The 25837-nt window shown below is 70.5% G+C and carries 23 protein-coding genes, 1 rRNA gene and 1 riboswitch; of the genes, 14 read left to right on the top strand and 10 right to left on the bottom strand.

The window, feature by feature from the left end; translation table 11 throughout:
* The 11 genes from rrf to ACH4UM_RS28320 all read left to right on the top strand — a co-directional run.
* Nucleotides 1-95 (top strand): 5S ribosomal RNA (gene rrf, locus ACH4UM_RS28370); the annotation flags it as partial.
* A gap of 109 nt (nucleotides 96-204) precedes the next feature.
* Nucleotides 205-813 carry a CDP-alcohol phosphatidyltransferase family protein gene (locus tag ACH4UM_RS28365; protein WP_398185088.1) on the top strand — a complete coding sequence of 203 codons (609 nt, stop codon included), beginning with the start codon at nucleotides 205-207 and terminating at the stop codon, nucleotides 811-813.
* Nucleotides 814-928: 115 nt separating this feature from the next.
* Complete coding sequence (locus ACH4UM_RS28360; protein WP_398185085.1) at nucleotides 929-3424, top strand: sugar phosphate nucleotidyltransferase; 2496 nt, start codon at nucleotides 929-931, stop codon at nucleotides 3422-3424.
* 121 nt (nucleotides 3425-3545) lie between these two features.
* Nucleotides 3546-4451: a DUF881 domain-containing protein gene (locus ACH4UM_RS28355; RefSeq protein ID WP_398185082.1), complete on the top strand. Its 906-nt coding sequence runs from the start codon at nucleotides 3546-3548 to the stop codon at nucleotides 4449-4451.
* Nucleotides 4448-4780 (top strand): small basic family protein, encoded by a 333-nt coding sequence (locus tag ACH4UM_RS28350; protein ID WP_003988855.1) that lies wholly within the window; start codon nucleotides 4448-4450, stop codon nucleotides 4778-4780. Before ACH4UM_RS28355 ends, ACH4UM_RS28350 begins: the two co-directional genes overlap by 4 nt.
* 5 nt (nucleotides 4781-4785) lie before the next feature.
* On the top strand, nucleotides 4786-5871 hold the full coding sequence (locus ACH4UM_RS28345) for a DUF881 domain-containing protein (protein ID WP_398185079.1): 1086 nt from the start codon (nucleotides 4786-4788) through the stop codon (nucleotides 5869-5871).
* Between the two features lie 130 nt (nucleotides 5872-6001).
* The gene (locus ACH4UM_RS28340) at nucleotides 6002-6886 is read left to right on the top strand and encodes an FHA domain-containing protein (protein ID WP_398185103.1); all 885 of its coding nucleotides are present in this window, start codon (nucleotides 6002-6004) and stop codon (nucleotides 6884-6886) included.
* A 41-nt stretch (nucleotides 6887-6927) separates the two neighbouring features.
* The gene (locus tag ACH4UM_RS28335; RefSeq protein ID WP_398185076.1) at nucleotides 6928-7665 is read left to right on the top strand and encodes a MerR family transcriptional regulator; all 738 of its coding nucleotides are present in this window, start codon (nucleotides 6928-6930) and stop codon (nucleotides 7663-7665) included.
* 84 nt (nucleotides 7666-7749) lie between these two features.
* A complete protein-coding gene (locus ACH4UM_RS28330) occupies nucleotides 7750-8223 on the top strand; it encodes a bifunctional nuclease family protein (RefSeq protein WP_004934251.1) in 474 nt (157 codons plus the stop codon).
* Between the two features lie 186 nt (nucleotides 8224-8409).
* Complete coding sequence (locus ACH4UM_RS28325) at nucleotides 8410-9054, top strand: MerR family transcriptional regulator (RefSeq protein WP_398185073.1); 645 nt, start codon at nucleotides 8410-8412, stop codon at nucleotides 9052-9054.
* An 86-nt stretch (nucleotides 9055-9140) separates the two neighbouring features.
* Nucleotides 9141-10562, top strand: a complete 1422-nt coding sequence (locus ACH4UM_RS28320) for a DNA polymerase IV (protein WP_398185070.1) — start codon at nucleotides 9141-9143, stop codon at nucleotides 10560-10562.
* 6 nt (nucleotides 10563-10568) lie between these two features.
* Here the strand turns inward: ACH4UM_RS28320 and ACH4UM_RS28315 are convergent, their stop codons facing one another.
* Nucleotides 10569-10952: a PRC-barrel domain-containing protein gene (locus ACH4UM_RS28315; protein WP_398185067.1), complete on the bottom strand. Its 384-nt coding sequence runs from the start codon at nucleotides 10950-10952 to the stop codon at nucleotides 10569-10571.
* A 113-nt stretch (nucleotides 10953-11065) separates the two neighbouring features.
* Nucleotides 11066-11160, top strand: a riboswitch (glycine riboswitch).
* A gap of 176 nt (nucleotides 11161-11336) precedes the next feature.
* Here ACH4UM_RS28315 and gcvP point away from each other — a divergent pair.
* Nucleotides 11337-14222, top strand: coding sequence for an aminomethyl-transferring glycine dehydrogenase (gcvP, locus tag ACH4UM_RS28310; RefSeq protein WP_398185064.1), 2886 nt, complete (start codon nucleotides 11337-11339; stop codon nucleotides 14220-14222).
* 50 nt (nucleotides 14223-14272) lie between these two features.
* On the opposite strand, the gene ACH4UM_RS28305 is transcribed toward gcvP, so the two are convergent.
* The 9 genes from ACH4UM_RS28305 to ACH4UM_RS28265 all read right to left on the bottom strand — a co-directional run bounded on the left by ACH4UM_RS28305 (nucleotide 14273) and on the right by ACH4UM_RS28265 (nucleotide 22855).
* Nucleotides 14273-14692, bottom strand: coding sequence for a molybdopterin-binding protein (locus ACH4UM_RS28305; RefSeq protein ID WP_398185061.1), 420 nt, complete (start codon nucleotides 14690-14692; stop codon nucleotides 14273-14275).
* Nucleotides 14693-14755: 63 nt separating this feature from the next.
* Entirely contained in the window at nucleotides 14756-15847 is a 1092-nt protein-coding gene (locus tag ACH4UM_RS28300) for an ABC transporter ATP-binding protein (protein WP_398185058.1), read from the bottom strand.
* A 52-nt stretch (nucleotides 15848-15899) separates the two neighbouring features.
* Nucleotides 15900-16745 carry a molybdate ABC transporter permease subunit gene (gene modB, locus ACH4UM_RS28295; protein ID WP_398185055.1) on the bottom strand — a complete coding sequence of 282 codons (846 nt, stop codon included), beginning with the start codon at nucleotides 16743-16745 and terminating at the stop codon, nucleotides 15900-15902.
* Nucleotides 16742-17578 (bottom strand): molybdate ABC transporter substrate-binding protein, encoded by an 837-nt coding sequence (gene modA / locus ACH4UM_RS28290; protein WP_398185052.1) that lies wholly within the window; start codon nucleotides 17576-17578, stop codon nucleotides 16742-16744. The genes modB and modA overlap by 4 nt, the downstream gene beginning before the upstream one ends.
* Nucleotides 17579-17949: 371 nt before the next feature.
* Nucleotides 17950-18345: a molybdopterin-binding protein gene (locus ACH4UM_RS28285; RefSeq protein ID WP_398185050.1), complete on the bottom strand. Its 396-nt coding sequence runs from the start codon at nucleotides 18343-18345 to the stop codon at nucleotides 17950-17952.
* Nucleotides 18346-18593: 248 nt separating this feature from the next.
* Complete coding sequence (locus ACH4UM_RS28280; protein ID WP_398185047.1) at nucleotides 18594-20543, bottom strand: amino acid transporter; 1950 nt, start codon at nucleotides 20541-20543, stop codon at nucleotides 18594-18596.
* 241 nt (nucleotides 20544-20784) lie between these two features.
* The gene (locus tag ACH4UM_RS28275; protein ID WP_398185044.1) at nucleotides 20785-21342 is read right to left on the bottom strand and encodes a hypothetical protein; all 558 of its coding nucleotides are present in this window, start codon (nucleotides 21340-21342) and stop codon (nucleotides 20785-20787) included.
* A 335-nt stretch (nucleotides 21343-21677) separates the two neighbouring features.
* Nucleotides 21678-21884 carry a DUF5999 family protein gene (locus ACH4UM_RS28270; protein WP_398185042.1) on the bottom strand — a complete coding sequence of 69 codons (207 nt, stop codon included), beginning with the start codon at nucleotides 21882-21884 and terminating at the stop codon, nucleotides 21678-21680.
* A 386-nt stretch (nucleotides 21885-22270) separates the two neighbouring features.
* Nucleotides 22271-22855 carry a hypothetical protein gene (locus tag ACH4UM_RS28265; protein ID WP_398185039.1) on the bottom strand — a complete coding sequence of 195 codons (585 nt, stop codon included), beginning with the start codon at nucleotides 22853-22855 and terminating at the stop codon, nucleotides 22271-22273.
* Nucleotides 22856-23418: 563 nt separating this feature from the next.
* On the opposite strand from ACH4UM_RS28265, the gene ACH4UM_RS28260 reads away from it, so the two are divergent.
* Nucleotides 23419-24936 carry a glutamate--cysteine ligase gene (locus ACH4UM_RS28260; protein WP_398185037.1) on the top strand — a complete coding sequence of 506 codons (1518 nt, stop codon included), beginning with the start codon at nucleotides 23419-23421 and terminating at the stop codon, nucleotides 24934-24936.
* Nucleotides 24937-25026: 90 nt separating this feature from the next.
* Nucleotides 25027-25827: a CPBP family intramembrane glutamic endopeptidase gene (locus ACH4UM_RS28255; protein ID WP_398185034.1), complete on the top strand. Its 801-nt coding sequence runs from the start codon at nucleotides 25027-25029 to the stop codon at nucleotides 25825-25827.
* Nucleotides 25828-25837: the final 10 nt, after the last annotated feature.

Genomic DNA, 25837 nt, shown 5'->3' with positions numbered 1-25837 from the left:
AAACGCCCGGTTACATTCCGAACCCGGAAGCTAAGCCTTACAGCGCCGATGGTACTGCAGGGGGGACCCTGTGGGAGAGTAGGACACCGCCGAACTCCTTTTAGAGCTCTGGCTCTTGGGCACACAGCCCGAGGGCCAGAGCTTTTTTGCGTTGAGGTAGGGTCAGGAGGCATCATCGGTACGTTTTCCCCAGGAGGCCCCCGGGTGGAGGTCCAGGAGACCCGTGTTCAGACGGACCGGGTCCTCACCATCCCCAACGTCCTCAGCATGGCGCGGCTCGTTGGCGTGCCCGTCTTCCTGTGGCTGATCCTCAGGCCGGAGTTCGGCGGCCCCAAGAGCGATGGCTGGGCCCTGTTGCTGCTCGCGCTGAGCGGCGTCAGCGACTACCTCGACGGCAAACTCGCCCGGCGGTGGAACCAGATCAGCAGCCTCGGCCGGCTTCTCGACCCCGCGGCCGACCGGCTCTACGTACTTTCCACCCTGGTGGGACTCACCTGGCGCGAGATTCTGCCAGTCTGGCTGACCGCCCTCCTTCTGGCGCGAGAATTGATGCTCCTGCTGGCCGTGGGTGTCCTCAGACGTCACGGCTACCCCCCGCCCCAGGTGAACTTCCTGGGCAAGGCAGCGACGTTCAACCTGATGTACGCCTTCCCGTTGCTCCTGCTCAGTGACGGGAGTGGTTGGATCTCGTCACTCGCTGCTATTTTCGGATGGGCGTTCGCAGGATGGGGTACAACGCTCTATTGGTGGGCAGGAGTCCTCTACGTGGTACAAGTCCGCCGCCTGGTCCGTGCGGACGCCATGGCCGACTGATCTCGTCCATTCAGGCAGCCGCGGGGGCTCCGATGGCCCGCTTCGGAAAAGTGCGGGACAATCTGGACGTGTAAGTCGGCTAGATCGTCGTCTCTTGGAGGAGGACGCTTCCGACATGAAGGCCGTCGTGATGGCCGGAGGCGAAGGCACTCGCCTTCGCCCAATGACCTCGAGCATGCCCAAACCGCTCCTGCCGGTGGTCAACCGGCCGATCATGGAGCACGTGCTGCGGCTGCTCAAAAGGCATGGGCTCAACGAGACCGTCGTCACAGTCCAGTTCCTGGCTTCGCTGGTCAAGAACTACTTCGGTGACGGAGAAGAGCTCGGAATGGAGCTCACCTATGCCAATGAGGAGAAGCCACTCGGTACCGCCGGAAGCGTCAAGAACGCCGAAGAGGCGTTGAAGGACGATGCCTTCCTCGTCATTTCCGGCGATGCGCTGACCGACTTCGACCTCACCGAGCTGATCAACTTCCACAAGGAAAAGGGCGCGCTGGTGACCGTGTGTCTCACGCGCGTGCCCAATCCCCTGGAATTCGGCATCACCATCGTCGACGAAGAGGGAAAGGTCGAGCGGTTCCTCGAGAAGCCGACCTGGGGCCAGGTCTTCTCCGACACCGTGAACACCGGAATTTACGTGATGGAACCCGAGGTCTTCGACTATGTCGAGGCCGATGTTCCGGTGGACTGGTCCGGGGACGTCTTCCCGCAGCTGATGAAGGAAGGCAAGCCCATCTACGGCTATGTCGCCGAGGGCTACTGGGAGGACGTGGGTACCCACGAGAGCTATGTGAAGGCCCAGGCGGACGTCCTGGAGGGCAAGGTCGACGTCGAGATCGACGGCTTCGAGATCTCTCCGGGGGTCTGGGTCGCCGAGGGCGCCGAGGTGCACCCCGACGCCGTGCTGCGCGGGCCGCTCTACATCGGTGACTACGCCAAGGTGGAGGCCGGCGCCGAGATCCGCGAGCACACCGTCGTGGGCTCGAACGTCGTCGTCAAGAGCGGTGCCTTCCTGCACCGGGCCGTGGTGCACGACAACGTGTACATCGGGCAGCACAGCAACCTGCGGGGCTGTGTCGTCGGGAAGAACACCGACATCATGCGCGCGGCGCGGATCGAGGACGGCGCGGTCATCGGCGACGAGTGCCTGATCGGTGAAGAATCGATCGTCCAGGGCAATGTGCGGGTCTACCCGTTCAAGACCATCGAGGCCGGCGCCTTCGTCAACACCTCTGTCATCTGGGAGTCGCGGGGCCAGGCGCACCTCTTCGGCGCGCGCGGCGTCTCCGGAATCCTGAACGTGGAAATCACCCCGGAGCTGGCCGTACGGCTCGCCGGCGCGTACGCGACGACGCTCAAGAAGGGCTCCACCGTCACCACGGCTCGCGACCACTCCCGGGGTGCCCGCGCGCTCAAGCGGGCGGTCATCTCCGCGCTCCAGGCCAGCGCCATCGACGTACGGGACCTGGAGAACGTGCCGTTGCCGGTCGCCCGGCAGCAGACCGCGCGGGGGAGCGCCGGCGGCATCATGATCCGGACCACGCCCGGTGTGCCGGACTCGGTGGACATCATGTTCTTCGACGGACAGGGCGCGGACCTCTCGCAGGGCAGTCAGCGGAAGCTGGACCGGGTCTTCGCACGCCAGGAGTACCGGCGTGCGTTCCCGGGCGAGATCGGCGACCTGTACTTCCCGTCCAGCGTCTTCGACTCGTACACCGGCTCGCTTCTGCGGAACGTCGACACGACCGGGATCGCCGAGTCCGGCATGAAGGTCGTCGTGGACGCCTCGAACGGCAGCGCCGGCCTCGTCCTGCCCAGTCTGCTGGGCAAGCTCGGGGTCGACTCGCTGACGATCAACCCGGGTCTCGACGAGTCCCGGCCGACGGAGAGCGCCGACATGCGCCGGTCGGGCCTGGTGCGCCTCGGTGAGATCGTGGCGTCCTCCGGTGCCGCGTTCGGCGTGCGGTTCGACCCGGTGGGCGAGCGGCTGTCGCTCGTCGACGAGAAGGGCCGCATCATCGAGGACGACCGGGCGCTGCTGGTCATGCTCGACCTGGTGGCCGCCGAGCGGCGCAGCGGCCGGGTGGCACTTCCGGTGACCACCACCCGCATCGCCGAGCAGGTGGCCGCCTACCACGGCACGCAGGTCGAGTGGACGACCACCTCGCCCGACGACCTGACCCGCGTCGGCGGCGAGGAGGGAACGATCTTCGGCGGTGACGGCAAGGGCGGGTTCATCGTCCCGGAGTTCAGCAGCGTCTACGACGGTACGGCGGCCTTCGTGCGGCTCATCGGGCTGGTGGCGCGGACGCAGCTCACCCTCAGCCAGATCGACGCCCGGATCCCGCGGGCCCACGTCCTCAAGCGGGATCTGGCCACTCCGTGGGCCGTCAAGGGCCTGGTGATGCGCCGGGTCGTCGAGGAGGCCGGAGACCGCTTCGTCGACACGACGGACGGTGTGCGCGTCGTGGAGACCGACGGGCGCTGGGTGATGGTGCTGCCCGACCCGGCCGAGGCCGTCACGCACCTGTGGGCCGAGGGTCCCGACGACGCCTCCGCCCAGGCCCTGCTGGACGAGTGGTCGGCGGTCGTGGACAGCGCGGGCCGGTAGGGAAGAACGGCGTCCGAACGCAAAACGGACAGCACGCACGCGTGCCGGACAAGTGTCCTCAAGGGGGCCTGTCCGGCATGCCGGTGGGGCCATTCGGAGGTCTCGGGCGCGACGTGCGACGATGTGCGGCATGCCGCAGCAACCCCCCATTCGGAGCATCCCCTCGCGGCCTTCACGTCCGGACGCGTCCATGTCGTTGATCACCAACGTGATGGACCACAGCCTCGACGACGGTTACGCCGAGGCCGCCGCGCGGAAGAGGGCCGCGGGCGAGCGCGGCATGCCGAGGACGCTCCGGGCGCGGCTGGGGCTGGCCGCCGGCCTGGTGCTGGCGGCTCTCGTCGTGACCGTGGGAGCGGCACAGGCGCGCGTGGCGGCACCGGTCGTCGCCAAGGAGCGTCAGGAGCTGATCGACCGCATCGACCGCGAGACCGCGGCGGCGGACAAGCTCGAGGGCAATGTCGACAAACTCCGCGACGACGTGGGTGCCCGGCAGCGCCAGGCGCTCAGACAGAGCGGCGGGAGCGCCCAGGCCGAACTGGTGGGACTGCTCGCCGGGGCGACCGAGGTGCACGGCCCCGGCGTGAAGCTCGTCGTGAACGACGCCAAGGAAGCCAGCTCGGGCGGCAACGGCAACCCGCGCGAGACGTCGGGCTTCTCCGACACCGGGCGGGTGCGTGACCGGGACATGCAGCGCGTCGTCAACGGGCTGTGGCAGTCGGGGGCCGAGGCCGTCTCCATCAACGGGCAGCGGCTGACCGCCCTGTCCGCGATCAGGGCCGCGGGTGACGCGATACTGGTCGACAACAAGCCGCTGGTGCCGCCGTACACGGTGCTCGCGGTGGGGGACGGGAAAAGGCTGAGCACCCGGTTCCAGAACAGCCCCGACGGGCTGTATCTGCACGCGCTGCAGGACAACTACGGCATCCGGACCAGCATCTCCACGGAGAGCGACCTCCGGCTGTCCGCCGCACCGAGTGTGATCGTACGTATCGCACAGCCGAGCACTGAGAAGGGCACATCGTGATCGCCGTACTGGGCCTCGTCGTGGGAGTCGTGGCCGGCCTGTTGGTCCGGCCAGAGGTTCCGGCGGTCGTCGAGCCGTATCTCCCGATTGCCGTCGTGGCGGCGCTGGACGCCGTCTTCGGGGGCCTGCGGGCCATGCTCGACGGCATCTTCGACGACAAGGTCTTCGTGGTGTCGTTCCTGTCGAACGTGGTCGTCGCCGCGCTGATCGTTTTCCTGGGCGACAAGTTGGGTGTGGGCGCCCAGCTGTCCACGGGTGTCGTGGTCGTCCTCGGTATCCGCATCTTCTCCAACGCCGCGGCGATCCGACGGCACGTGTTCCGGGCGTGAGACGGATGAGCCACCAGGACGAACAGCCCCAGGACGGCGCCCAGGACGGGCCGCGGAACGGCGCCCAGAACGGCCCCCAGAACGGGCCGCGCAGCGAACGCCCCGAGCCCCTGCCGGGCAACCAGCAGTCCGCGTCCCGATCGGGCAACGAGCAGTCCGGCTCCCGGCCGGGCAAGGAGCAGCCCCCGCCGCGGCCGGGCACCCAGCGGCCCGAGTACCGGCTGCGCAAGGAACTCCCCGAAGAAGTGCCGGCTGCCTCCGAGCCCGGGCCTGGGCCTGGGCCTGGGCCCGGGGCCGGAACGGCGGCGCGCGGTGCCGGCCAGGGCCCCGAGGGGGGTCAGGGCCCCGCACAGGAGCCCGGGCCGGAGCTCACCGGGCGTCAGCGGCTGGTCAAGGGCCTGTGGCCGCCGCGCCTGAGCCGGGCCCAACTCATCGTCGCCGTGCTGCTGTTCGGCCTCGGCTTCGGCCTCGCTGTCCAGGTCGCGTCCAACAGCGACAGCGGCAGCGCGCTGCGCGGCGCCCGGCAGGAAGACCTTGTCCGCATCCTCGATGAACTGGACGATCGCACTCAGCGTCTTGAGGACGAGAAGCAGGGTCTCGACAAGCAGCGCCAGGAGCTGGAGAACAGCTCGGACCAGGCGGAGGAGGCCCGCAAGCAGACGGTCGAGAAGGAGAAGCAACTCGGCATTCTGGCGGGCACCGTGGCCGCGCAGGGACCCGGCATCACGATGACGATCGAGGACACGAAGGGGACGGTCCAGGCGGACATGCTGCTCGACGCGATACAGGAGCTGCGTGCGGCCGGTGCGGAGGCGATCCAGGTGAACGGTGTGCGGGTGGTCGCCGGCACCTATCTGACGGACTCCGGCAAGAGCGTGGACGTCGACGGGAACAAGATCAACCGCCCCTATCGTTTCCAGGTCATCGGCAAGCCGCAGGACCTCGAGCCGGCGCTCAACATCCCTGGAGGCGTGGTGCAGACTCTTGAGAAGGAGCAGGCCACCGTGACGGTCGAGCGATCGAACAAGATCGTCGTGGACGCCTTGCGGGCGGCGAAGCGGCCTGACTACGCTCGGTCGTCCTCCCAGTGAACCGGGGGTGCATGGCGGTCGTCCGGCAGGGGCATGAGGTTGCGGGGGGTCGGCGCACCGATTGGGTGGTGCGTGGTGGAAACTGTCTGGTGGATACGGACGTTGTGAAGGTGTCCGGGTCGACCGGTGTATGCAGTCAGGGTTCGTCCTGCCCCACGGGCGGGTCTGTTTCGGTCAAGGGGAATCGCCCGTGAAGTTGTTTGCGAAGTTGTTCGGCAAGAGCGCGCGAGAGGGCAGCGACAACGCGACCGCCCGCCATCGCGCACAGCCCGATGCGGAGGGTCAGCGTCCGCTGTTCCGGGATCAGGTCGCCGGTCCGGGTGGCGACATTTCCGGTGGTCAGGGCGCGCCGTCTGTTGACCCTGCCCAGTCGGGCGGCATAGGTTTCGGGCAACCGTCAACCTCAGGTACGGGTGGAGGGTTTGCCGCCGGCCCGTACGCGTCCAATGCCCCGGCGGGGCAGCCGCGGCAGGAGGATCCGTCCATGTCGGCCCTGGTGTGTACGAGGTGCGGTAACCGCAATGCGGAGAACAGCCGCTTCTGCTCCAACTGCGGTGCGCCGCTGAGGGGTGGCGCGGTTCCGGAGCGTCCGTCGGAGACGACGTCCACGATCTCGATCTCCGGTCTCGAGGCCTACGACGCCGAGGCCACCGGACAGACACCGATGCTGTCTCCGGAGGCGCAGGCGGCCGTCGACGCACTGCCGCTCGGCTCGGCTCTGCTGGTGGTGCGCCGCGGACCGAACTCCGGCAGCCGCTTCCTGCTGGACGGCGACCTGACCACGGCCGGGCGTCATCCGCAGAGCGACATCTTCCTGGACGACGTGACCGTCTCGCGCCGCCACGTCGAGTTCCGGCGCAGCCCGGACGGCTCGTTCACGGTGGCCGACGTCGGCAGCCTGAACGGCACGTACGTCAACCGGGAGCGGATCGACCAGGTCGCTCTGTCCAATGGAGACGAGGTGCAGATCGGCAAGTACCGGCTGGTCTTCTACTCGAGCCGGCAGGGAATCTGACCTCCCCCGGACTCCGTCCGGGGGGACCCCAGGGAAGGTCCATGCTTCAAACACCGAGCGGCGGTGCCGGACACGGCACCGCCGCCGCGGACAGTGGACTGATGAGTATCGGCGCGGTGCTGAACTCACTGCGTGACGAGTTTCCCGAGGTCACCATCTCCAAGATCCGTTTCCTGGAGTCGGAGGGCCTCGTAGAGCCGCGGCGCACCCCCTCGGGGTACCGCAAGTTCAGCGCACAGGACGTCGAGCGCCTCGGCCATGTACTGAGGATGCAGCGGGACCACTACCTGCCGCTGAAGGTGATCCGCGAGCATCTGGACGCGGTGGAGCGCGGCGAGGCGGTGCAGCTGCCGGTGCTGAGCCGGCAGCGCGACGGCGAGGCGGTGCCCGTGCCGTCCGAGGCACCCACGGCGGCCCGGATCGGGCGGGCCGAGCTGCTGGCCGCCGCCGGGATCGACGGCGGCGACCTCGAGGAGTGGGAGTCGTACGGGCTTGTCACCCCCTTGGCGGACGGGGTCTATGACGCCGAGGCGGTCACCGTCGCCTCGCTCATTTCGGAGCTGGGGCGTTTTGGTATCGAGCCCCGGCATCTGCGGGTGATGAAGGCGGCCGCCGACCGGGAGGCCGGTCTCGTCGACCAGGTGGTGGCTCCGCTCAAGCGGCACCGCAACCCCCAGACCAGGGCTCACGCCGAGGCCCGTACCAAGGAGCTGGCGGCGCTCACGGTGAGGCTGCACTCCGCGCTGGTGCAGACTGCCCTGGGCGTCCGTCTGCCCTGAGCGGGCGGCGCCGCGGCGGCCGGATCGGCTCCCCGTTTCCGGCCCGACTACCCAAACGTCCCGGGCACGGCCTAGGGTTGCTGTGTGAACGAGCTCGATGTCGTAGGTGTCCGGGTCGAAATGCCCTCCAACCAACCGATCGTGCTCCTGCGCGAAGTGGGAGGCGACCGGTACCTCCCCATCTGGATCGGGCCGGGCGAGGCCACGGCGATCGCCTTCGCCCAGCAGGGCATGGCCCCTGCGCGGCCGCTGACCCACGACCTGTTCAAGGACGTGCTGGAAGCCGTCGGCCAGGAGCTCACCGAGGTGCGCATCACGGACCTGCGTGAGGGTGTCTTCTACGCGGAGCTGGTCTTCGCGAGCGGGGTCGAGGTGAGCGCCCGCCCGTCCGACGCCATAGCGCTGGCCCTGCGGACGGGGACGCCGATCTACGGCAGTGACACGGTGCTCGACGACGCGGGCATCGCGATCCCGGACGAGCAGGAGGACGAGGTGGAGAAGTTCCGCGAGTTCCTCGACCAGATCTCGCCGGAGGACTTCGGCACCAGCAACCAGTGACCCCGGACGTCCGGCGAGTGCGTCCCGAGGTCTCCCGCAAGCGCATTCGGCCAGCTGTTCCCTGCGGTGGGGCACGGGAAACCACTCTTAGGGTGATTATCACTCGGCGTGCCGAGTGTGGCGATCGTTGACGCACCCCTGGTGACTGCCTACCGTCGAGGAGGCAGGTCAAGGACGGAGGTCGGCGTGAGAAGCAGCGGCGACGGTACGGCTGGGGGTGCCCCCGGACGCGGTGTCGGGGCAGGCGTCCCGTACCGGCTTCACGGCGGCGCGGCCGACCACGCTCCGCAGCGACCGACGGCCGTGCCGAGCGGCGGAGGGGCGACGTCCATGGCGTCCGAGCAGATCGGCTACCGCGGTCCGACGGCCTGCGCGGCCGCCGGGATCACCTACCGGCAACTGGACTACTGGGCGCGCACCGGCCTCGTGGAGCCCAGTGTGCGGCCCGCCTACGGCTCCGGCACCCAGCGCTTGTACAGCTTCCGCGACGTCGTCGTTCTGAAGATCGTCAAGCGGTTCCTGGACACCGGCGTGTCGTTGCAGAACATCCGTACCGCTGTTCAGCACCTGCGCGAGCGCGGCTTTCGCGACCTGGAGCGCATGACGCTGATGAGCGACGGCGCCACCGTCTACGAGTGCACCTCGCCCGACGAGGTGCACGCCCTGCTCCAGGGCGGCCAGGGCATCTTCGGCATCGCGGTCGGCGTGGTGTGGCGTGACGTGGAGAGCGCGCTGTCACAGTTGCACGGCGAGCGCATCGACACCGGGGAGACCCTGGTGGGCCACAATCCCGGCGACGAACTCGCCAGGCGGCGCAACCGGGCGGTCTGACCCGGCAGGCGGAGCCCGGGCCGGTGGTTCGGCGAGTGCCGGGCCACGCGGGGCCATTGTCAGTGGTGTGGTGCAGCATCGGACATGTGAGAAGCGCGCCCACGATCCTGCATCTCGACATGGATGCCTTCTTCGCCTCGGCGGAGCAGGCGTCCAAGCCGAGCCTGCGCGGGAAGGCCGTCGTCGTGGGCGGGCTCGGACCGCGCGGTGTGGTGGCCACCGCGTCGTACGAGGCCCGGGTCTTCGGTGTGCACTCGGCGATGCCGATGGCCCAGGCACGGCGGCTGGCACCGAACGCCGCGTACCTGGTGCCGCGCTTCGGCTTCTACCGGTCCATCAGCGAGCAGGTGATGGCGCTGCTGCGGGCGCTGTCGCCGCTGGTGGAGCCGCTCAGTCTCGATGAGGCGTTCGTGGACCTGGAGGCCGGGGGAGCGGCCTGGGACGCGGAGTCGGCCCGGCTGGTCGGGGGGAGACTGCGCGCCGAAATCCGGGCCGCCACGGGCCTGACGGGCTCCGTGGGGCTGGCCGCCTCCAAGATGCTCGCGAAGATCGCCTCGGAGCAGGCCAAGCCGGACGGGCTGGTGCTCATCGAGCCGGGCACCGAGCGGGCCATGCTCGGGCCCATGCCGGTGCGGACCCTGCCGGGCGTGGGACCCGCGACGGGCGACCATCTGCGGCGGGCCGGGATCCACACCGTCGACGAGCTCGCCGAGGCGGGCGAGGACGAGCTGGTACGGCTGCTGGGCAAGGCACATGGGCACGCGCTGTACGCCATGGCACTCGCGCACGACGAGCGGCCCGTCGTCGCCGAGCGCGAGACCAAGTCGGTGTCCGTCGAGGACACCTACGACGTGGACATCCACGACCGCCTCCGGGTGGGCCTGGAGGTGCAACGGCTCGCCGACCGGTGCGTACGGCGGCTGCGGGGGGCAGGGTTGTCCGGGCGGACCATCGTGCTGAAGGTGCGGCGGTACGACTTCTCCACCCTTACCCGGTCCGAGACCTTGCGCGGGCCGACCGACGACCCGGCGGTGGTGCGCGAGGCGGCGGCGCGGCTGCTGGACTCCGTGGACACGACGGGCGGTGTGCGGCTGCTCGGCGTGGGCGTGACCGGGCTCGCCGACTACACCCAGGAGGACCTGTTCGCCCAGGCGGCGGGCGGCCGGGTGGAGGGCCCTGCCGAAGAACAGGCGGACGAATCTGCCGAGGAGCAGCCGGCGCCCGCCGAACGGCGCTGGCCCGCCGGCCACGACGTACGGCACACCGAGTACGGGCACGGCTGGGTACAGGGCAGCGGCCTGGGCCGGGTCACCGTCCGCTTCGAAACCCCCGGCTCCGGGCCGGGCCGGGTACGGACGTTCCGCGTGACCGATCCGGCGCTGGAGCCGGTGGACCCGCTGCCCCTGGTCACCCGAAGACCGGCCGAACCAGCCGCCATGCCGGCGGCGGAGCCCGACGCGGACACCGGGGCGGGCGGGGGCGAGTCTCCGGCCGAGGCCCGTTCCTGATCCTTTTCAGGCCTCCTCCGGGCCCGAGCCCGAGCCCGCGAGTTTGCCGAAGTCGTGGTCCGGGAGCGTGGGGGGAGGGGCCACGTCGAGGCCGTAGTGGTGGTAGAGCTGCAGTTCCTGTTCCGGGGACAGATGACGGCCGACGCCGAAGTCGGGGGCGTCCTTGATCAGGGCCCGGTCGAAGGGGACGCGCAGGGCGCCCTCCACCAGTTCGCTGGGCTCCAGGGGCACGAAGGCGTCCCGGGAGAACAGGCCGGTGCGTATGGCCGCCCACTCGGGCACACCGGTCGCGTCGTCGAGGTAGACCTCGTCCACCGTGCCGATCTTGTGGCCATTGCGGTCGAACGCCTTGCGGCCGATCAGATTGCGCGGATCGATCTCGGTGTGCACGGTCCCTCCACTTGGTCGCGACTCCTCCGTAAGCACTACAAAAGAGCACATTCGGCCGGGCGGCCACTCGAAGACCCGTGCGCCCGGCCCGCTGGTACGCTGGCAGCGGCTGCTGACCCCGTGCGGGAGAGTCCTCCAGCATCATCGGAGGCGCCGAAGGAGCAAATCCTCCCCGGAATCTCTCAGGCCCACGTACCGCACGGACGAGGTCACTCTGGAAAGCAGGGCGGGTGTCGACGGCTTCCGCTCTCACCGACGGTGAAAGCCGGGAGCCCTCGGGCAGCCCGGTGAAGCTCTCAGGTTGAGATGACAGAGGGGGAGGCCGTCGGGACACCCGCGCCGTGGTGTCCCTCGAAGGTCGCGTCAGACCAGGAGGCCTCCGCAATGACCACCCAGCGCATTCCGCTCTCCGAACTCGAACAGGGCATCCCCTTCGAGCAGCGCCACATCGGCCCCGACCACGAGGCCCGGGCCAAGATGCTCGCGCAGGTCGGCTACGGCTCGCTCGACGAGCTCACCGCCGCCGCGGTGCCGGATGTGATCAAGAACGCCGATGCGCTCGACCTGCCGGGCGCCCGCACCGAGGCCGAGGTGCTGGCCGAGCTGCGCTCCCTCGCCGACCGCAACCAGGTCCTCGCCTCGATGATCGGTCTCGGCTACTACGGGACGTTCACGCCGCCCGTCGTCCTGCGCAACGTCATGGAGAACCCGGCCTGGTACACGGCCTACACGCCGTACCAGCCGGAGATCTCGCAGGGCCGGCTCGAGGCGCTGCTGAACTTCCAGACCATGGTCGCCGACCTCACCGGCCTGCCGACCTCGGGCGCCTCCCTCCTCGACGAGGGCACGGCCGCCGCCGAGGCGATGGCCCTGTCCCGGCGCATGGGCAAGAACAAGAACGGCCTCTTCCTGGTCGACGCGGACGCGCTGCCGCAGACCATCGCCGTGATCGAGACCCGCGCCGAGCCGACCGGCGTCGAGGTCGTCGTCGCCGACCTCGGCGCGGGCATCCCGGCCGACATCGCCGGGCGCGAGATCAACGGCGTGCTCCTGCAGTACCCGGGCGCCTCCGGTGCCGTACGCGACCTCAAGCCCGTCATCGACCAGGCGCACGAGCTGGGCGCCCTGGTCACCGTCTCCGCCGACCTGCTGGCCCTCACCCTGCTGAAGTCGCCCGGCGAGCTCGGCGCGGACATCGCGGTCGGCACCACCCAGCGCTTCGGGGTCCCGATGGGCTTCGGCGGCCCGCACGCCGGCTACATGGCGGTACACGAGAAGTTCGCCCGCAGCCTGCCCGGCCGTCTGGTCGGCGTCTCCGTCGACGCCGACGGCAACAGGGCATACCGCCTCGCCCTGCAGACCCGCGAGCAGCACATCCGCCGCGAGAAGGCCACCAGCAACATCTGCACCGCCCAGGTGCTGCTCGCCGTCATGGCCGGCATGTACGCCGTCTACCACGGCCCCGAGGGCCTGAAAGCCATCGCGCAGCGCACCCACCGTTACGCCACGATCCTCGCCGAGGGCCTCAAGGCCGGCGGTGTCGAGGTGGTCCACGGTGCCTACTTCGACACCCTGACCGCCAAGGCCGAGGGCCGGGCCGCCCAGATCGCCGCCGCCGCCCGCGCGGCCGGCGTCAACCTGCACCTGGTCGACGCCGACCACGTCTCGATCGCCTGCGACGAGACCACCGCGCGGGCCCAGCTCCGTGCCGTGTGGTCCGCCTTCGGCGTCGCGGGTGACATCGACGCGGTGGACGCCGCCGCCGATGAGGTGCTGCCCGAGGGACTGCTGCGCACCGACACCTACCTCACTCACCCGGTCTTCCACCAGCACCGCTCCGAGACGGCGATGCTGCGCTACCTGCGCAGGCTGGCCGACCGTGACTACGCGCTCGACCGCGGCATGATCCCGCTGGGCTCCTGCACCATGAAGCTCAACGCGACCACCGAGATGGAGCCGGTGACCTGGCCGGAGTTCGGCCAGCTGCACCCCTTCGCGCCCGCCGAGCAGGCGCAGGGCTACCTCACCCTGATCCGTGAGCTGGAGGAGCGGCTCGCCGAGGTCACCGGCTACGACAAGGTCTCCCTGCAGCCGAACGCCGGATCGCAGGGCGAGCTGGCCGGTCTGCTCGCCGTGCGCGGCTACCACCGCGCCAACGGCGACGACCAGCGCACCGTCTGCCTCATCCCGTCCTCCGCGCACGGCACCAACGCCGCCAGCGCCGCGATGGCCGGCATGAAGGTCGTCGTCGTCAGGACCGCCGAGGACGGCGAGATCGACGTCGAGGACCTGCGGGCGAAGATCGAGCGGTACCGCGACGAGCTGGCCGTGCTGATGATCACCTACCCGTCCACGCACGGCGTCTTCGAGGAGCACGTCGCCGGCATCTGCGCCCAGGTCCACGAGGCCGGCGGCCAGGTGTACGTCGACGGCGCCAACCTCAACGCCCTGGTCGGCCTCGCCAAGCCGGGCCACTTCGGCGGCGACGTCTCCCACCTGAACCTGCACAAGACGTTCTGCATCCCGCACGGCGGCGGCGGTCCCGGCGTCGGTCCCGTGGGCGTAAGGTCGCACCTGGCGCCGTACCTGCCGAACCACCCCATGCAGCCCGCGGCCGGTCCGGAGACCGGTGTCGGCCCGATCTCGGCGGCGCCCTGGGGCTCGGCGGGCATCCTGCCGATCTCGTGGGCGTACGTCCGGCTCATGGGCGGCGAGGGCCTCAAGCGCGCCACGCAGGTGGCCGTGCTGTCCGCCAACTACATCGCCAAGCGCCTCGAGCCGCACTACCCGGTGCTCTACACCGGCCCCGGCGGCCTGGTCGCGCACGAGTGCATCATCGACCTGCGGCCGCTGACCAAGGCGACCGGCGTGACCGTGGACGACGTGGCCAAGCGGCTGATCGACTACGGCTTCCACGCGCCGACGATGTCCTTCCCGGTGGCCGGCACGCTGATGATCGAGCCGACCGAGTCCGAGGACCTGGCCGAGCTGGACCGGTTCTGCGAGGCGATGATCGCCATCCGCGCCGAGATCGAGAAGGTGGGCTCGGGCCAGTGGCCGGCCGAGGACAACCCGCTGCGGAACGCGCCGCACACCGCGGCCACGCTCGGCGGCGAGTGGGACCACGCCTACAGCCGCGAGGACGCCGTCTTCCCCGCCGGGGTCTCGGCCGCCGACAAGTACTGGCCGCCGGTGCGCCGTATCGACCAGGCCTTCGGCGACCGGAACCTGGTCTGCTCCTGCCCGCCGCTGGAAGCGTACGAGGACTGAGCGAGCGGCTCACGGGCCCCCGTCCGACCCGGGCGGGGGCCCGTGCCGTCTCACGCGGTGGCCAGGGAGACCTCGGTCGACTTGATCAGGGCGGTGACCCGCATGCCCGCCGACAGGCCCAGATCGGTGGCGGACTCCCTGGTGATCACGGCGGTGAGCTCGCCGCCTTCCACACCGATCTTGACCGAGGCCATGGCGCCGCCGGCGGAGATGCCGGCGACCGTGCCGGGCAGCCGGTTGCGGATGGAGAGGCCGTCGACCTCTCCCGTGGCCAGGGCGACCTCCGTCGCCTTGACCAGGGCGCGCACGGGGGTGCCCTCGTCGAGGGCCAGGTCCTCGGCGGCCTCCCGGGTGATCGCGGCGGTGAGCCGGCCGCCCATGTCCAGACTCACCTGGACGATGGCCATGGCCTCGCCGGAGGTGACTGCGGTGATCGTGCCGGGCAGCTGGTTGCGGATGCTCAGGCTCATGGGCGTGCCTCGCGGAGGTGGGGAGCGTGATGAATGATCACCCACCGTAGGGGGAACGGCGCCTCAAGCCGGGTAGGCGTGCGTCTGCGTCGCTTTGACCGTCGCCCAGACCGGCGCGCCCGGGTGGAGGCCGAGTTCGGCGGCGGCGACTGTGGTCAGGTCGGCCGCCAGGGCGAGTTCGCCGGTCAGGTCCGCGCGGATCTGGTCGCCGTGGGTCTCCATACCGGCGACCTCGCAGCGCCACAGATTGCGTGCGCTCAAGCCGGAGGGGCGCTCCCGGTACAGGGTGACCGCGCCCGGCGGGAACGCCACGAAGACACCTCCGGTCAGGTCCTCGGTGGTGGTGATGGCGGGACCGGCCGCCAGCTGGACGGTGTGGCCGTCGGCCTGCCCCCGGTAGAGGTTCAGGCCCACCAGCTGGGCGATGTAGTCCGTCCGTGGATGCCGGGCGATGGCGGACGGGGTGCCCTCCTGGACGACGCGGCCGTGCTCGACGACGACCAGCCGGTCGGCCAGCACCATCGCGTCCAGCGGATCGTGCGTGACCAGGACGGCGACCGCCTCGAACTCGGCGAGATGCCGCCGGAGCCGGGCGCGCACCTCCAGACGGGTACGGGCGTCCAGCGCGGCGAGCGGCTCGTCGAGGAGCAGCAGCCGGGGGCAGGTGGCCAGGGCGCGGGCGAGGGCCACCCGCTGGGCCTGGCCGCCGGAGAGCCGGCGCGGTTTCGCGCCGGCCTGGTCGGCCAGGCCCATACGGGCGAGCCACTCGGCGGCCTGCGTCCGGGCCTCGGCCTTGCTCGCGCCCTGACAGCGCGGTCCGAACGCCACGTTGTCCAGGGCGGACAGATGCGGGAAGAGCAGATAGTCCTGGAAGACGACGCCCACCGGGCGTGCCTCCGGCGGCGTACGGTCCAGCGCGACGCCGTCCAGGCGCAGATGGCCGTCGGTGAGCGGGATCAGACCGGCGAGTGCGCGCAGGGCCGTGGTCTTGCCGGCGCCGTTCGGCCCGAGGAGCGCCACGACGTCGCCGGGGGCCGCGCCGAGTGCGATGTCGAGGCGGAAGACGCCGCGGTCGACGACGAGGCGGGCGTCCAGGCCCTCGCCGGGCCTGCCGTCGGCACGGATGCCGGTCTTGGTCTCGTCGATGTCGGTCATGAGGCGATCGTCCACGGTGTTCGGCGGTTCACGGGCAGCATCCCGGCCCGGTTCACGAAGCGGCCCTCAGCCAACGGTCCCGCAGGCCCGCGAGCACCGCGATCGACACCGCCAGCAGCACCAGGCTCAGGGCGATCGCCGCGGCCGGGTCGTTCTGCAGGGCCAGGTACACGGCCAGGGGCATGGTCTGGGTACGGCCGGGGAAGTTGCCCGCGAACGTGATCGTCGCGCCGAACTCGCCGAGCGCCCGCGCCCAGGCCAGCACGGCCCCAGCCGCGATGCCGGGTGCGATCAGCGGCAGGGTGACCCAGCGGAACGCGGTGAAACGGGAGGCGCCCAGAGTGGTGGCCGCCTCCTCGTAGCGCGGGTCGGCGGCCCGCAGCGTGCCCTCGACGCTGATGACGAGGAACGGCATCGCCACGAACGCCTCCGCGACCACCACCCCGGCGGTGGTGAACGGCAGCGTGATGCCGAACCAGGCGTCCAGCCACTGCCCCACGACACCGTTGCGCCCCAGCGCCAGCAGCAGTGCCACACCGCCGACCACGGGCGGCAGGACGAGCGGCAGCGTCACCAGGGCCCGTACGAAGCCGCGCCCGGGGAAGTCGGTGCGGGCCAGCAGCCAGGCCAGCGGGACCCCGAGCACCAGGCTCACGGCGGTGGCGGCGGTGGCGGTGATCAGGGACAGCTGGAGCGCCTGCCACACCGCCGGGCTGGTGAGCTGGTCCGGCAGGCTGCGCCAGGGGGCCCGGATCAGCAGGGCCAGCAGCGGCAGCAGCAGGAAGATCAGGCCCACGAGTGCCGGCACCAGCAACGGCAGCGGGACGCGCCGGAAGACGCGCCCGCGCCGCGACTCGCCCTGCGGGGTCACGGCGCCGGCCTCGTCCACCTGGGTCACGGCTTGAGGAACCCTGCTCGGGTCAGGACCTTCTGGCCCTCGGCGGACGTCACCAGCTCGATGAACGCCTTGGCCGTCGCGGCGTTGGGCGCGTCCTTGAGCAGCGTGATCGGGTAGTCGTTGACGGCCTTGGCCGACTCGGGAAACTCCACGCCCTCCACCTTGTCACCCGCGGCTTTCACATCGGTCTTGTAGACGACGGCCGCGTCCGCCTCCTTCAGCTCCACCTTCGTCAGGGCGCTCTTGACGTCCTGCTCGTAGGAGACGGGGGTGAGCTTGAGATCACTGGCGGCGAGCGCCTTCTGGGCGGCCGCGCCGCACGGCACCGTCTTGTCGCACAGCACGACCTTCAGGCCGGTCCTGGTGAGGTCCTTCAGCGAGGTGACCTTGTCCGGGTTGCCCGGCAGGGTCGCGATCTCCAGCTGGTTGCGGACGAAGGTGACCGGGGTGCCGGCCGCGTCCTGCTTGGCGGTCACGATCTTCATCGTCTTGGCGCTGGCGGCGGCGAAGACGTCGGCGGGGGCGCCCGCGGTGATGCTGGCCGCGAGGGTGTCGCTGCCGCCGAAGTTGAAGGTGACCTTGGTGCCGGGGTGCTGCTGCTCGAACTCCTTGCCCAGGGCCGTGAAGCCCTCCTTCAGCGAGGCGGCGGCGAAGACGGTCACCGCGCCGGACAGCTTCGGTGACGAGGACGCCGAAGCACCCGCCCCGGACGCCGAGCCGCCGGTGGAGCCGGAGGAAGAAGCAGAGGAGGAGCAGGCGCTGAGGGCCAGCAGCGCCGCGGCTCCGGCACCGGCCACCTGCAGCGTCCGGGTCCGATGCGCAGGACGGGTCATCACGGATCTACTCCTCTGGTTCCGCACGGGAAGGCAGTCGCGCCTTCCACGGCCATGCAGCGGCCGTGTGGTGATGATACTGCCGCAAGTGCGAGGTGCAGATCACCTGTGCCATCGCATCAGCTGGCCTTCTGTGATGTCGGGCTTGCATGTGCGTTTCTACGGTGCCGTCTTTCGCCTGCAGCCGGTCGTGCCGCAGGACCGCTGCGGCGCCGGGCACGTCAGGGGCACCCGGGCGACGCGGATGGACGGCGGCTACGGCTCGGGCGCCGGGCGTGACGGCGTTCCGCGCCGGCCTGAGCGGCCCGGCGGGGTGTGACGTCTTCGGCGGGGAGGGGTGGGCGTTCGGCGGGGAGCGTCGCCTCGTGTGACTATGCCCGGTCGATGTGGACGTTCGTCGACTTCACGCGGGCGGTGGCCTCCATGCCGACCTCCAGGCCCAGCTCCTCCACTGCCTCCCGGGTCAGCAGCGAGACCAGTCTGTGCGGGCCGGCCTGGATCTCGACCTGGGCTGCGACGTCGCCGAGCTTGACCGCGGTCACGATCCCGGGGAAGGCGTTGCGGACCGATGTGTACGAGGGGGTCTCCTCGCCGCCCCCGGTCCTGGCGAGCTCGGCCGAGAACGCGGCCAGGTCACGGCCGTCGATGAGCCGGCGCCCGCCCTCGTCGCGGTGCGTGGCCATCCGGCCCGCGTCCGCCCACCGGCGCGCGGTGTCGACGCTGACGCCGAGCACCCGCGCCGCCTGGCCGATCGTGTAGGACTGCATGCCGGTCACGATAGGGCCACCGCCGGGGAGTCGCGGCCGCGGGCTCGGCGGGACACCGACTCCGCGGTGACCGGTTGTGCCGGGGCTGGACGCGTCCCGCCGGTGGTCCCGGGGTCCTGATCCTCCCGGGCATGGAGACGGACGGCCGCCCGGGCTGCGGCCGGGCTTCGGCGGGGCCCCGCGCGGTGTGTTCCGGCAGGGGCCGGTCGCTCGTCCCTGCGCGGTGTGTTCCGGCGGGGGCCGGCCGCTCAGCCCGTGTGCACCCGCGGACGCCTGGTCCGGTCCGGTTCCGCCTCGCGCAGTACCTCGCGGGTGACCGGGGCGACCTCGCCCTGCCCGAAGAGGAAGAAGCGCAGGAAGTTGGCGAAGGGGTTGCCCTCGGTCCACTCGAAGTAGATGTGCGGGGTGTGGCCCGTCCTCTCCCGGACGTGGAGCAGGAGCGCTGCCAGGGCGTTGGGGATGGAGGAGGACTCAAGGCTCAGGATGCGGTAGCGGCCGTGCAGGACCTCGCCGCGCACCGTCAGACCGGCCTCGAACTCCGAGGGGTCGGTCACCGTCACCTCCACGAAGACGAAGTCCTCCGTGACCGGGATGTCGTTGTCGTTGCGGATCTGCTCGATCTTGTCCCGGTACTGGGCCTTGTCCCGCTGGCCGGGCTCGTTGGCGATGAACCGGATCTTGCGGCTGGCGATGTCCCTGACGAAACGCTCCGCCATGTCGTCCAGCGTCACGCTGGTCACCCGGAGCTCGAAGGCGCGGGCCAGCCGCGACAGCAGCGAGACCAGGATGATCCCGGCGATGAAGCAGGCACCGATCTTCACACCGTCCGGGCGCTCGATGACGTTGACGACGGTCGTGTAGAGGAACACCGCCGAGATCACCGCGAACCCGACGGCCCACTTCCGCTGGCCCGCCTTGCGGGAGGCGATGGTCACCGCGATGGCCGCGGAGCTGATCAACACCAGCACGCCGGTGGCGTACGCGCCGCCCTGCTTGTCGACGTTGGCGTCGAAGATCCAGGTGACCAGGAACCCGACCAGGGTGAAGACGATCACCATCGGACGGACGGCCCGGGCCCACTGCGGGGCCATCCCGTAGCGGGGCAGGTACCGCGGCATCAGGTTCAGCAGCCCGGCCATCGCGGAGGCGCCCGCGAACCACAGGATCGCGATGGTCGAGATGTCGTACACCGTGCCGAAGGTGTTCCCCAGGTAGTTGTGCGCCAGGTACGCCAGCGCCCGCCCGTTGGCCTTGCCGCTGGGCTGGAACTCCTGCGCCGGGATCAGCAGAGTGGTGATGAAACTAGTGGTGATGAGGAAGCCGCTCATGATCAGCGCGGCCGTGGTGAGCAGCTTCTTGGTGTCCCGGATCCGGCCGGCCGGCCGCTCCTCGGTGTCGTCCGGGTTGCCCTTCACATGCGGCATGACGGCCACACCGGTCTCGAAGCCGGACAGGCCGAGCGCGAGCTTGGGGAAGACCAGCAGGGCCACGCCGATCATGGCGAAGACGCTGCCGTGCTGCACGGTCAGGGCACTGGTCCAGTCGGTGACCAGGTGCCCGGCGGTGAGCACGTGCCACAGACCGACGAGCACCACGATGACGTTGAGTCCGAGGTAGATGCCCACCAGCGCGACCGCGACGCCGATCGCCTCCAGGAAGCCCTTGAGGAACACCGCACCCAGCAGCGCCACGAGGAAGAGGGTGATCAGCATCTGGTGGCTGTGAAGCGCGGCCGTCAGATGCGGGTTCTGCACCAGGTGGGTGGAGGCGTCGGCGGCCGACAGGGTGATCGTGATCAGGAAGTCGGTGGCGGCGAAGCCGAGCAGTGTCAGGACGAACAGCTTGCCCTGCCAGAACGACAGCAGCCGCTCCAGCATCGCGATGGAGCCCTCGCCGTGCGGGCTCTCCTCGGCCACCCTGCGGTACACCGGCAGGGCCCCGGCGAGGGTGACGATCACCAGCACCAGAGTCGCGACCGGCGAGAGCAGACCGGCCGCCAGAGCGGCGATGCCGGGCTGGTAGCCGAGGGTGGAGAAGTAGTCGACACCGGTCAGGCACATCACCCGCCACCACCGCTGTCCCTGGTGCGGGGGCTCGGGTACGGCGTGCGGTGCCTGCTGCACGCCCTTGCCCATGTCGGACAGGCCCTCCAGCATCCAGGCACGAAGACGACTGGGAGGGTGTTCGGTGGTGGCCATCGGCCCTGCTCCTGATGTACGGCTCGGCGTGTGGATCGGCCCCACGCGGACGGGGCACCAGCGTATGCGGAGAGTGACGCGCGGGCCCACGGATACCGGGGCGGGCGGGCATCAATCTTCCGTTAAGAATGCTGGTGGCGACGCCGGGGCCAGGACGGGAGCGGGAGGTACGTGCGCCGCGCCGCGGGTTGGGCCGCCCGGGGGACGCGTGGTCCCGCGGCCCGGGGGTGGGCACCCAGCGTCATGGCTCCAGCCCCGAGATCCGGAACAGGGCCAGCGCCGTCTCGCGCTCCACCCGCTCCGAGACCTGGCGCAGCGCGTCCGATCCGCACCGCAGACAGCCGCTCGCCTGCGACCTCCGCGCGTCCTCGCCGAGGCGGTACCAGAGGTCGGGGTTGCGCACCAGCACGCCGGGGTCGATCTCGACACGCCCGCCGGACACGTCCCGCAGGACCAGCCGCCGGCAGACACCGTCCGGAGCGCGCACCGACACCAGCAGATCGGTCCGGACCCGCCGGCTCCGCAGCAGGGAACGCGAGACGAGCCAGCCCTCGCCGGCGCGGACCCGGGGCGGGCAGAGCACCACGAACAGCAGGCCCGCGAGCGCCAGCCAGAGCAGGCTGCGCCACCAGGTGAGGTGGCCCGTGCCCCAGTCGATCAGGACCAGCAGGGCGAGCAGCGTCACCGAGCAGCGGACCGAGGTGCGCAGGTCCCGCGCCCAGCCGTGGTCGCCGGCCACCCGGCCGGGTTCCCGCGCGGGGGCGCCGGCCCCGGGCCGCACGTCGTCGCGGTGTGCCATATGTCCGACGTTAGGCGCCGCTGGGGCGAGAGCAACCCTCCTTGATGCGCCTCTGACGCGCCGCAGCCCCGTCTTGACGCCACGGCAACGGCCAGGCCTGCGCCGCCTCGCCCGCGTCTCGGGCTCGACACCGCGCTCGACACCGCGCTCGACACCGCGCTCACCCCGTTCGAAGCATCCACGACGCGTTGCGGCCGGGGCTCGGACCGTGCACGTGTTCCCGGCCGGCTACCAGGAGTAGTCGCCCCCGGACACGCGTCGGGGCCGGTGCGCACCGTGTGCGTGCGGGCCGGCCCCTCGTGATCCGCGGGCGGTTCGCCGAACCGTCCGGGTGCTCAGGCGGCGGTCATCACCCGGTCGGCGCCCAGCGGGCGGTGCGGGGCGATGATCTGGCCGTCCGGCAGAAGCTCACCGGTGTCCTCGAAGAGCAGAACGCCGTTGCACAGCAGGCTCCAGCCCTGCTCCGGGTGGTGCGCCATGAGGCGGGCGGATTCCCGGTCGGCTGAGTCGGCTGTCGGGCACGGTGGCTGGTGCTGGCACATGGGTGGGATCTTTCGCTCTGTCGTGTGGTCCGTGACGGCTGTCGTGTCTGTTCCGCGGCTAGTGGCATTCTCCATGGCCGCCCCCCGTTTGATAAGTCGGTCTGGACACAGTGTTGCCCCACGGGCGTGAATCCGCAGGGATTTCGCAGCACCGCTTCTCACAGGTTGGAGACGCGTCACCCGGGTGCGTGGTTCACCCCAACTGCACTGTCCCTTCGGGTGGTTCGGAGTGGCCAGAAGGGGCTAGTCCGGTCGGGCCATCCACCTTTCCCGGCTCATGCGAGCGAATTGCGGCTCGGACGAGCGTATTCAGGGGGTAAACGGAGTCGTACCCCGCTTCCGGGAAATCCGGCAGCGGGGTACGAGGGTGATCGAAATGCTGGATATCAGGCGGGCGAGCCCATGAGCCGGGTGGGAGTCGCCCGGTGGGTGAGGACCGGGAGCAGCTCAGCGACCCGGTGCGGCCGGTGGGCTGCGATCCCGGGCGGGGCCGGCGCGAGCGGGACGAGCTGGTCGGTGGCAGCGGGGTGGCCGGAGGCGCCGTCGATGGAGGGGTCGCCGTGCAGCCACAGGGCGAGCATGTACAGGCTGGGCAGCGACAGCAGGCGCGGCTGGTAGGGCTGGGGCATGGTCTCGGCCTGGTGCAGGGCGCGCTCGGTGGAGGTGACGTAGGGGCCCTCGAAGAAGTGTGAGAAGGCCCAGCCGTCGGGGGTCAGCATGGTTTCGGCGGCGGCCACGGCATGGTCGCCGCAGCGGATCAGGAATCGCCACCCCGCCAGCCGGGTCGCGGAGACCCCCTCGGGCGTGATCCGGTCCAGGACGTGCACGGGCAGCGGAAGGTCGACGGTGGCGGGGCCCTGGGCGGCACGGAGGGCGGGGGTCCGGGCCTCGCGGACTGCGGTGGGGGAACCGAGTGCCGTGAGGACGGAGCGCAGTGCGGGCGCGGGAGCCGGGGGAACGTGCAGCGGCATGGTGGGTCGCCTCTCATTCGACAGGCACGGTGGCACGAGGGCGGGATGCGGGGGCGGACGGCGCTGTCAGCTCTCGGGGCAGGAGAGGATGGGGCCGGGGCCTGGGGTACGAGGGGAGTGCGAGACGCGGTCCGCCGCACATGGCCTTGACGGCATGATCCCGGGGCCGTGGGCGCCAACCTTCTGCCTTGGTCCGGAGTTTATACGACAAATGTTCAGGCGGTGTTTCGTCTAGCTGTTTCCGGTGCGAACAACAAGGGTCTATTGGGCCGGAAATTTGCGGGAATCATCCCGGTTTCGAGCCGATCGCTCGGCGATGACCTGGGATTTTGCCCACGCAGCGGACGGCGCGTTGTCATCGGTGTTTTTCACGAGTTTCCCGGGGTACCCGGAAGAGCTGACCGCTTCATGCCTCGTGAATGTGCCTCCGGTCACCTGAGACCAGAGTAGTCGGTGCGGGGCGGGCGTGGGACGTTATCGATCGCGTTCGCGGGGCATCATCCCACCTGACCCGGACCCCGGCGGCCGATCTTAGGCACGCCCCTGCAAGGAGGGATGCTGCGATGGGGGAGAAGGTCGTGGCAGGCCAGTTCGACCTGTCCGATCGCAACCGCTACCGCGACAAGCTCCGGCGGTGCCTGAAGGGGCTGGAGCGGCTGCTGCACGAGAAGCGGTTCGACCGGCCGAGGAACCTGATGGGGTTGGAGATCGAATTGAATCTCGTCGGCTCCGACGGCATGCCCAGAATGCTGAATGCGCAAGTGCTGGAGCGTATCGCGAGCCGGGACTTCCAGACAGAGCTCGCCATGTTCAATCTGGAAGTCAACATAGCCCCGCACCGGCTCGGCGGCCGCGTATTCGACCGGCTCGCGGAGGAACTGGAGACGTCACTGGCATATGCCGACCGAAAAGCCGGCGAGGTCGACGCCGGAATTGCGATGATCGGCATTCTGCCGACCCTGGACCGGGACGACCTGGTCTCCTCCAACCTCTCCGACGTCGACCGCTACACGCTGCTCAACGACCAGATCGTGGCCGCCCGCGGTGAGGACTTCACACTCGACATCGACGGGGTGGAGCATCTGACCTGCACCTCGAAGTCCATCGCCCCCGAGGCCGCCTGCACCTCCGTGCAACTGCACCTGCAGGTCACCCCCGGCCGCTTCGCGGACGTGTGGAACGCGGCGCAGGCGGCCTGCGCCGCGCAGATCGCCGTCGGCGCCAACTCGCCCTTCCTCTTCGGGCGCGAGCTGTGGCGGGAGTCGCGGCCCCCGCTGTTCCAGCAGTCCACCGACACCCGCCCGCCCGAGCTCCAGGCCCAGGGCGTGCGGCCGCGTACCTGGTTCGGCGAGCGGTGGATCTCCTCGGCGTACGACCTGTTCGAGGAGAACCTGCGCTACTTCCCGGCCCTGCTGCCGATCTGCGACGACGAGGATCCCTTGGACGTACTGGACGCGGGCGGCGTGCCGAGGCTCGCCGAGCTCGTCCTGCACAACGGCACCATCTACCGCTGGAACCGCCCGGTCTACGACATCGCGGACGGCGTCCCGCACCTGCGCGTGGAGAACCGCGTCCTGCCCGCGGGGCCCACCATCACCGACGTGATCGCCAACGCGGCCTTCTACTACGGCCTCGTCCGCGCTCTGGCCGAGGAGTCGCGCCCGGTGTGGACCCGGCTGCCCTTCGAGGCGGCGGCCGCCAACTTCGACGCCGCGTGCCGGTACGGCATCGACGCCCGGCTCACCTGGCCCCGGCGTGGCCGCTTCTCCGGTACCGCGGAGGTGGACGCCGTCAGCCTCGTCCGGGACGAACTGCTGCCGCTCGCCGAGGCCGGCCTGAACGCGTGGGGGGTGGAGCCGGCGGACCGGGACCGGTACCTGGGCGTGATCGACGAGCGCTGCCGGCGCCGGACCAATGGCGCCCAGTGGCAGGCCGCGACCTTCCACCGGGCAGTGGGGAAGGGACTGAGCAGGGAGACCGCCCTGGCCGCAACCACCCGTCGCTACCGCGAACTGATGAACCTCGGCGAGCCGGTCCACGCCTGGCCGGTCGGCCTGCCTGAGCCGGTCCCGCTGGGCTGAGCCGCGGCACCGCACCGGGGGTCGCCTGTGTACGCGCGGGACGCATCGGGCAAGCTGTGACGTCCCAACACGGTGGTACTGGAGGCGCGTGTGCAGGCGGAGGCGGGGCCGGGGGCCGATTCTTTTCCGCGGGAGCGGCTGTCGCGGCGGATCTTCCGTGACGAGACGCTGCTCGTGCTGGGGCTCTCACTCGGTGCCAGCGGAGTGTCCGCGCTGATCAGCTTTGTCGGCTCGGTGACGAAACCCGGCGGCCTCAAGGAGCAGGCGGCCACCCTCAACGCCTCCGCCGCACCCGGCCGCCCCTGGCTCGACCTCGCCTGGCAGCTGTTCGGGATCGCCACGGCCCTGATCCCCGTCGCGCTCGTCGCGCACTTCCTGCTGCGCGAGGGCCGGAGCCTGCGCACGCTCGGCTTCGACCGCACCCGTCCCTGGCCGGACCTGGGCCGTGGGGCCGTCGTCGCAGCGGCGATCGGCAGCACGGGGATCGCCTTCTACCTGGCCGCCCGGGGCCTCGGCTTCAACCTCACGGTGGTGCCCGAGGCGCTGCCCGGCGTGTGGTGGAAGTACCCGGTGCTGGTCCTGTCCGCGCTGCAGAACGCGGTCCTCGAAGAGGTCATCGTGGTCGGCTATCTGCTGCGCCGTCTCGGCCAGCTGGGCTGGACCCCGGGGACCGCGCTGGTCGCCAGTTCCGTGCTGCGCGGGTCGTACCACCTCTACCAGGGCATCGGGGGCTTCCTCGGCAACATGGTGATGGGCGTGGTGTTCGTCTGGCTCTACCGGCGGTGGGGCCGGGTCGGCCCGCTGGTGGTGGCGCACTCCCTGCTCGACATCGGGGCGTTCGTGGGCTACGCCCTGCTGGCGGGGAAAGTGGGCTGGCTGCCGACGGCATGAGCAGTGCGCG

The sequence above is a fragment of the Streptomyces sp. NPDC020801 genome, assembly GCF_044334385.1.
Classification (GTDB): Bacteria; Actinomycetota; Actinomycetes; order Streptomycetales; family Streptomycetaceae; genus Streptomyces.
This window is presented reverse-complemented; position numbering and strand designations above follow the sequence as displayed.

Coding starts and splice junctions, on each gene's coding strand:
- ACH4UM_RS28360 (WP_398185085.1), top strand. CDS start 929: ATGAAGGCCGTCGTGATGGCCGGAGGCGAAGGCACTCGCCTTCGCCCA.
- ACH4UM_RS28355 (WP_398185082.1), top strand. CDS start 3,546: ATGTGCGGCATGCCGCAGCAACCCCCCATTCGGAGCATCCCCTCGCGG.
- ACH4UM_RS28345 (WP_398185079.1), top strand. CDS start 4,786: ATGAGCCACCAGGACGAACAGCCCCAGGACGGCGCCCAGGACGGGCCG.
- ACH4UM_RS28340 (WP_398185103.1), top strand. CDS start 6,002: ATGCAGTCAGGGTTCGTCCTGCCCCACGGGCGGGTCTGTTTCGGTCAA.
- ACH4UM_RS28335 (WP_398185076.1), top strand. CDS start 6,928: ATGCTTCAAACACCGAGCGGCGGTGCCGGACACGGCACCGCCGCCGCG.
- gcvP (WP_398185064.1), top strand. CDS start 11,337: ATGACCACCCAGCGCATTCCGCTCTCCGAACTCGAACAGGGCATCCCC.
- ACH4UM_RS28305 (WP_398185061.1), bottom strand. CDS start 14,692: ATGAGCCTGAGCATCCGCAACCAGCTGCCCGGCACGATCACCGCAGTC.
- ACH4UM_RS28300 (WP_398185058.1), bottom strand. CDS start 15,847: ATGACCGACATCGACGAGACCAAGACCGGCATCCGTGCCGACGGCAGG.
- modA (WP_398185052.1), bottom strand. CDS start 17,578: ATGACCCGTCCTGCGCATCGGACCCGGACGCTGCAGGTGGCCGGTGCC.
- ACH4UM_RS28285 (WP_398185050.1), bottom strand. CDS start 18,345: ATGCAGTCCTACACGATCGGCCAGGCGGCGCGGGTGCTCGGCGTCAGC.
- ACH4UM_RS28280 (WP_398185047.1), bottom strand. CDS start 20,543: ATGGCCACCACCGAACACCCTCCCAGTCGTCTTCGTGCCTGGATGCTG.
- ACH4UM_RS28275 (WP_398185044.1), bottom strand. CDS start 21,342: ATGGCACACCGCGACGACGTGCGGCCCGGGGCCGGCGCCCCCGCGCGG.
- ACH4UM_RS28270 (WP_398185042.1), bottom strand. CDS start 21,884: ATGTGCCAGCACCAGCCACCGTGCCCGACAGCCGACTCAGCCGACCGG.
- ACH4UM_RS28265 (WP_398185039.1), bottom strand. CDS start 22,855: ATGCCGCTGCACGTTCCCCCGGCTCCCGCGCCCGCACTGCGCTCCGTC.
- ACH4UM_RS28260 (WP_398185037.1), top strand. CDS start 23,419: ATGGGGGAGAAGGTCGTGGCAGGCCAGTTCGACCTGTCCGATCGCAAC.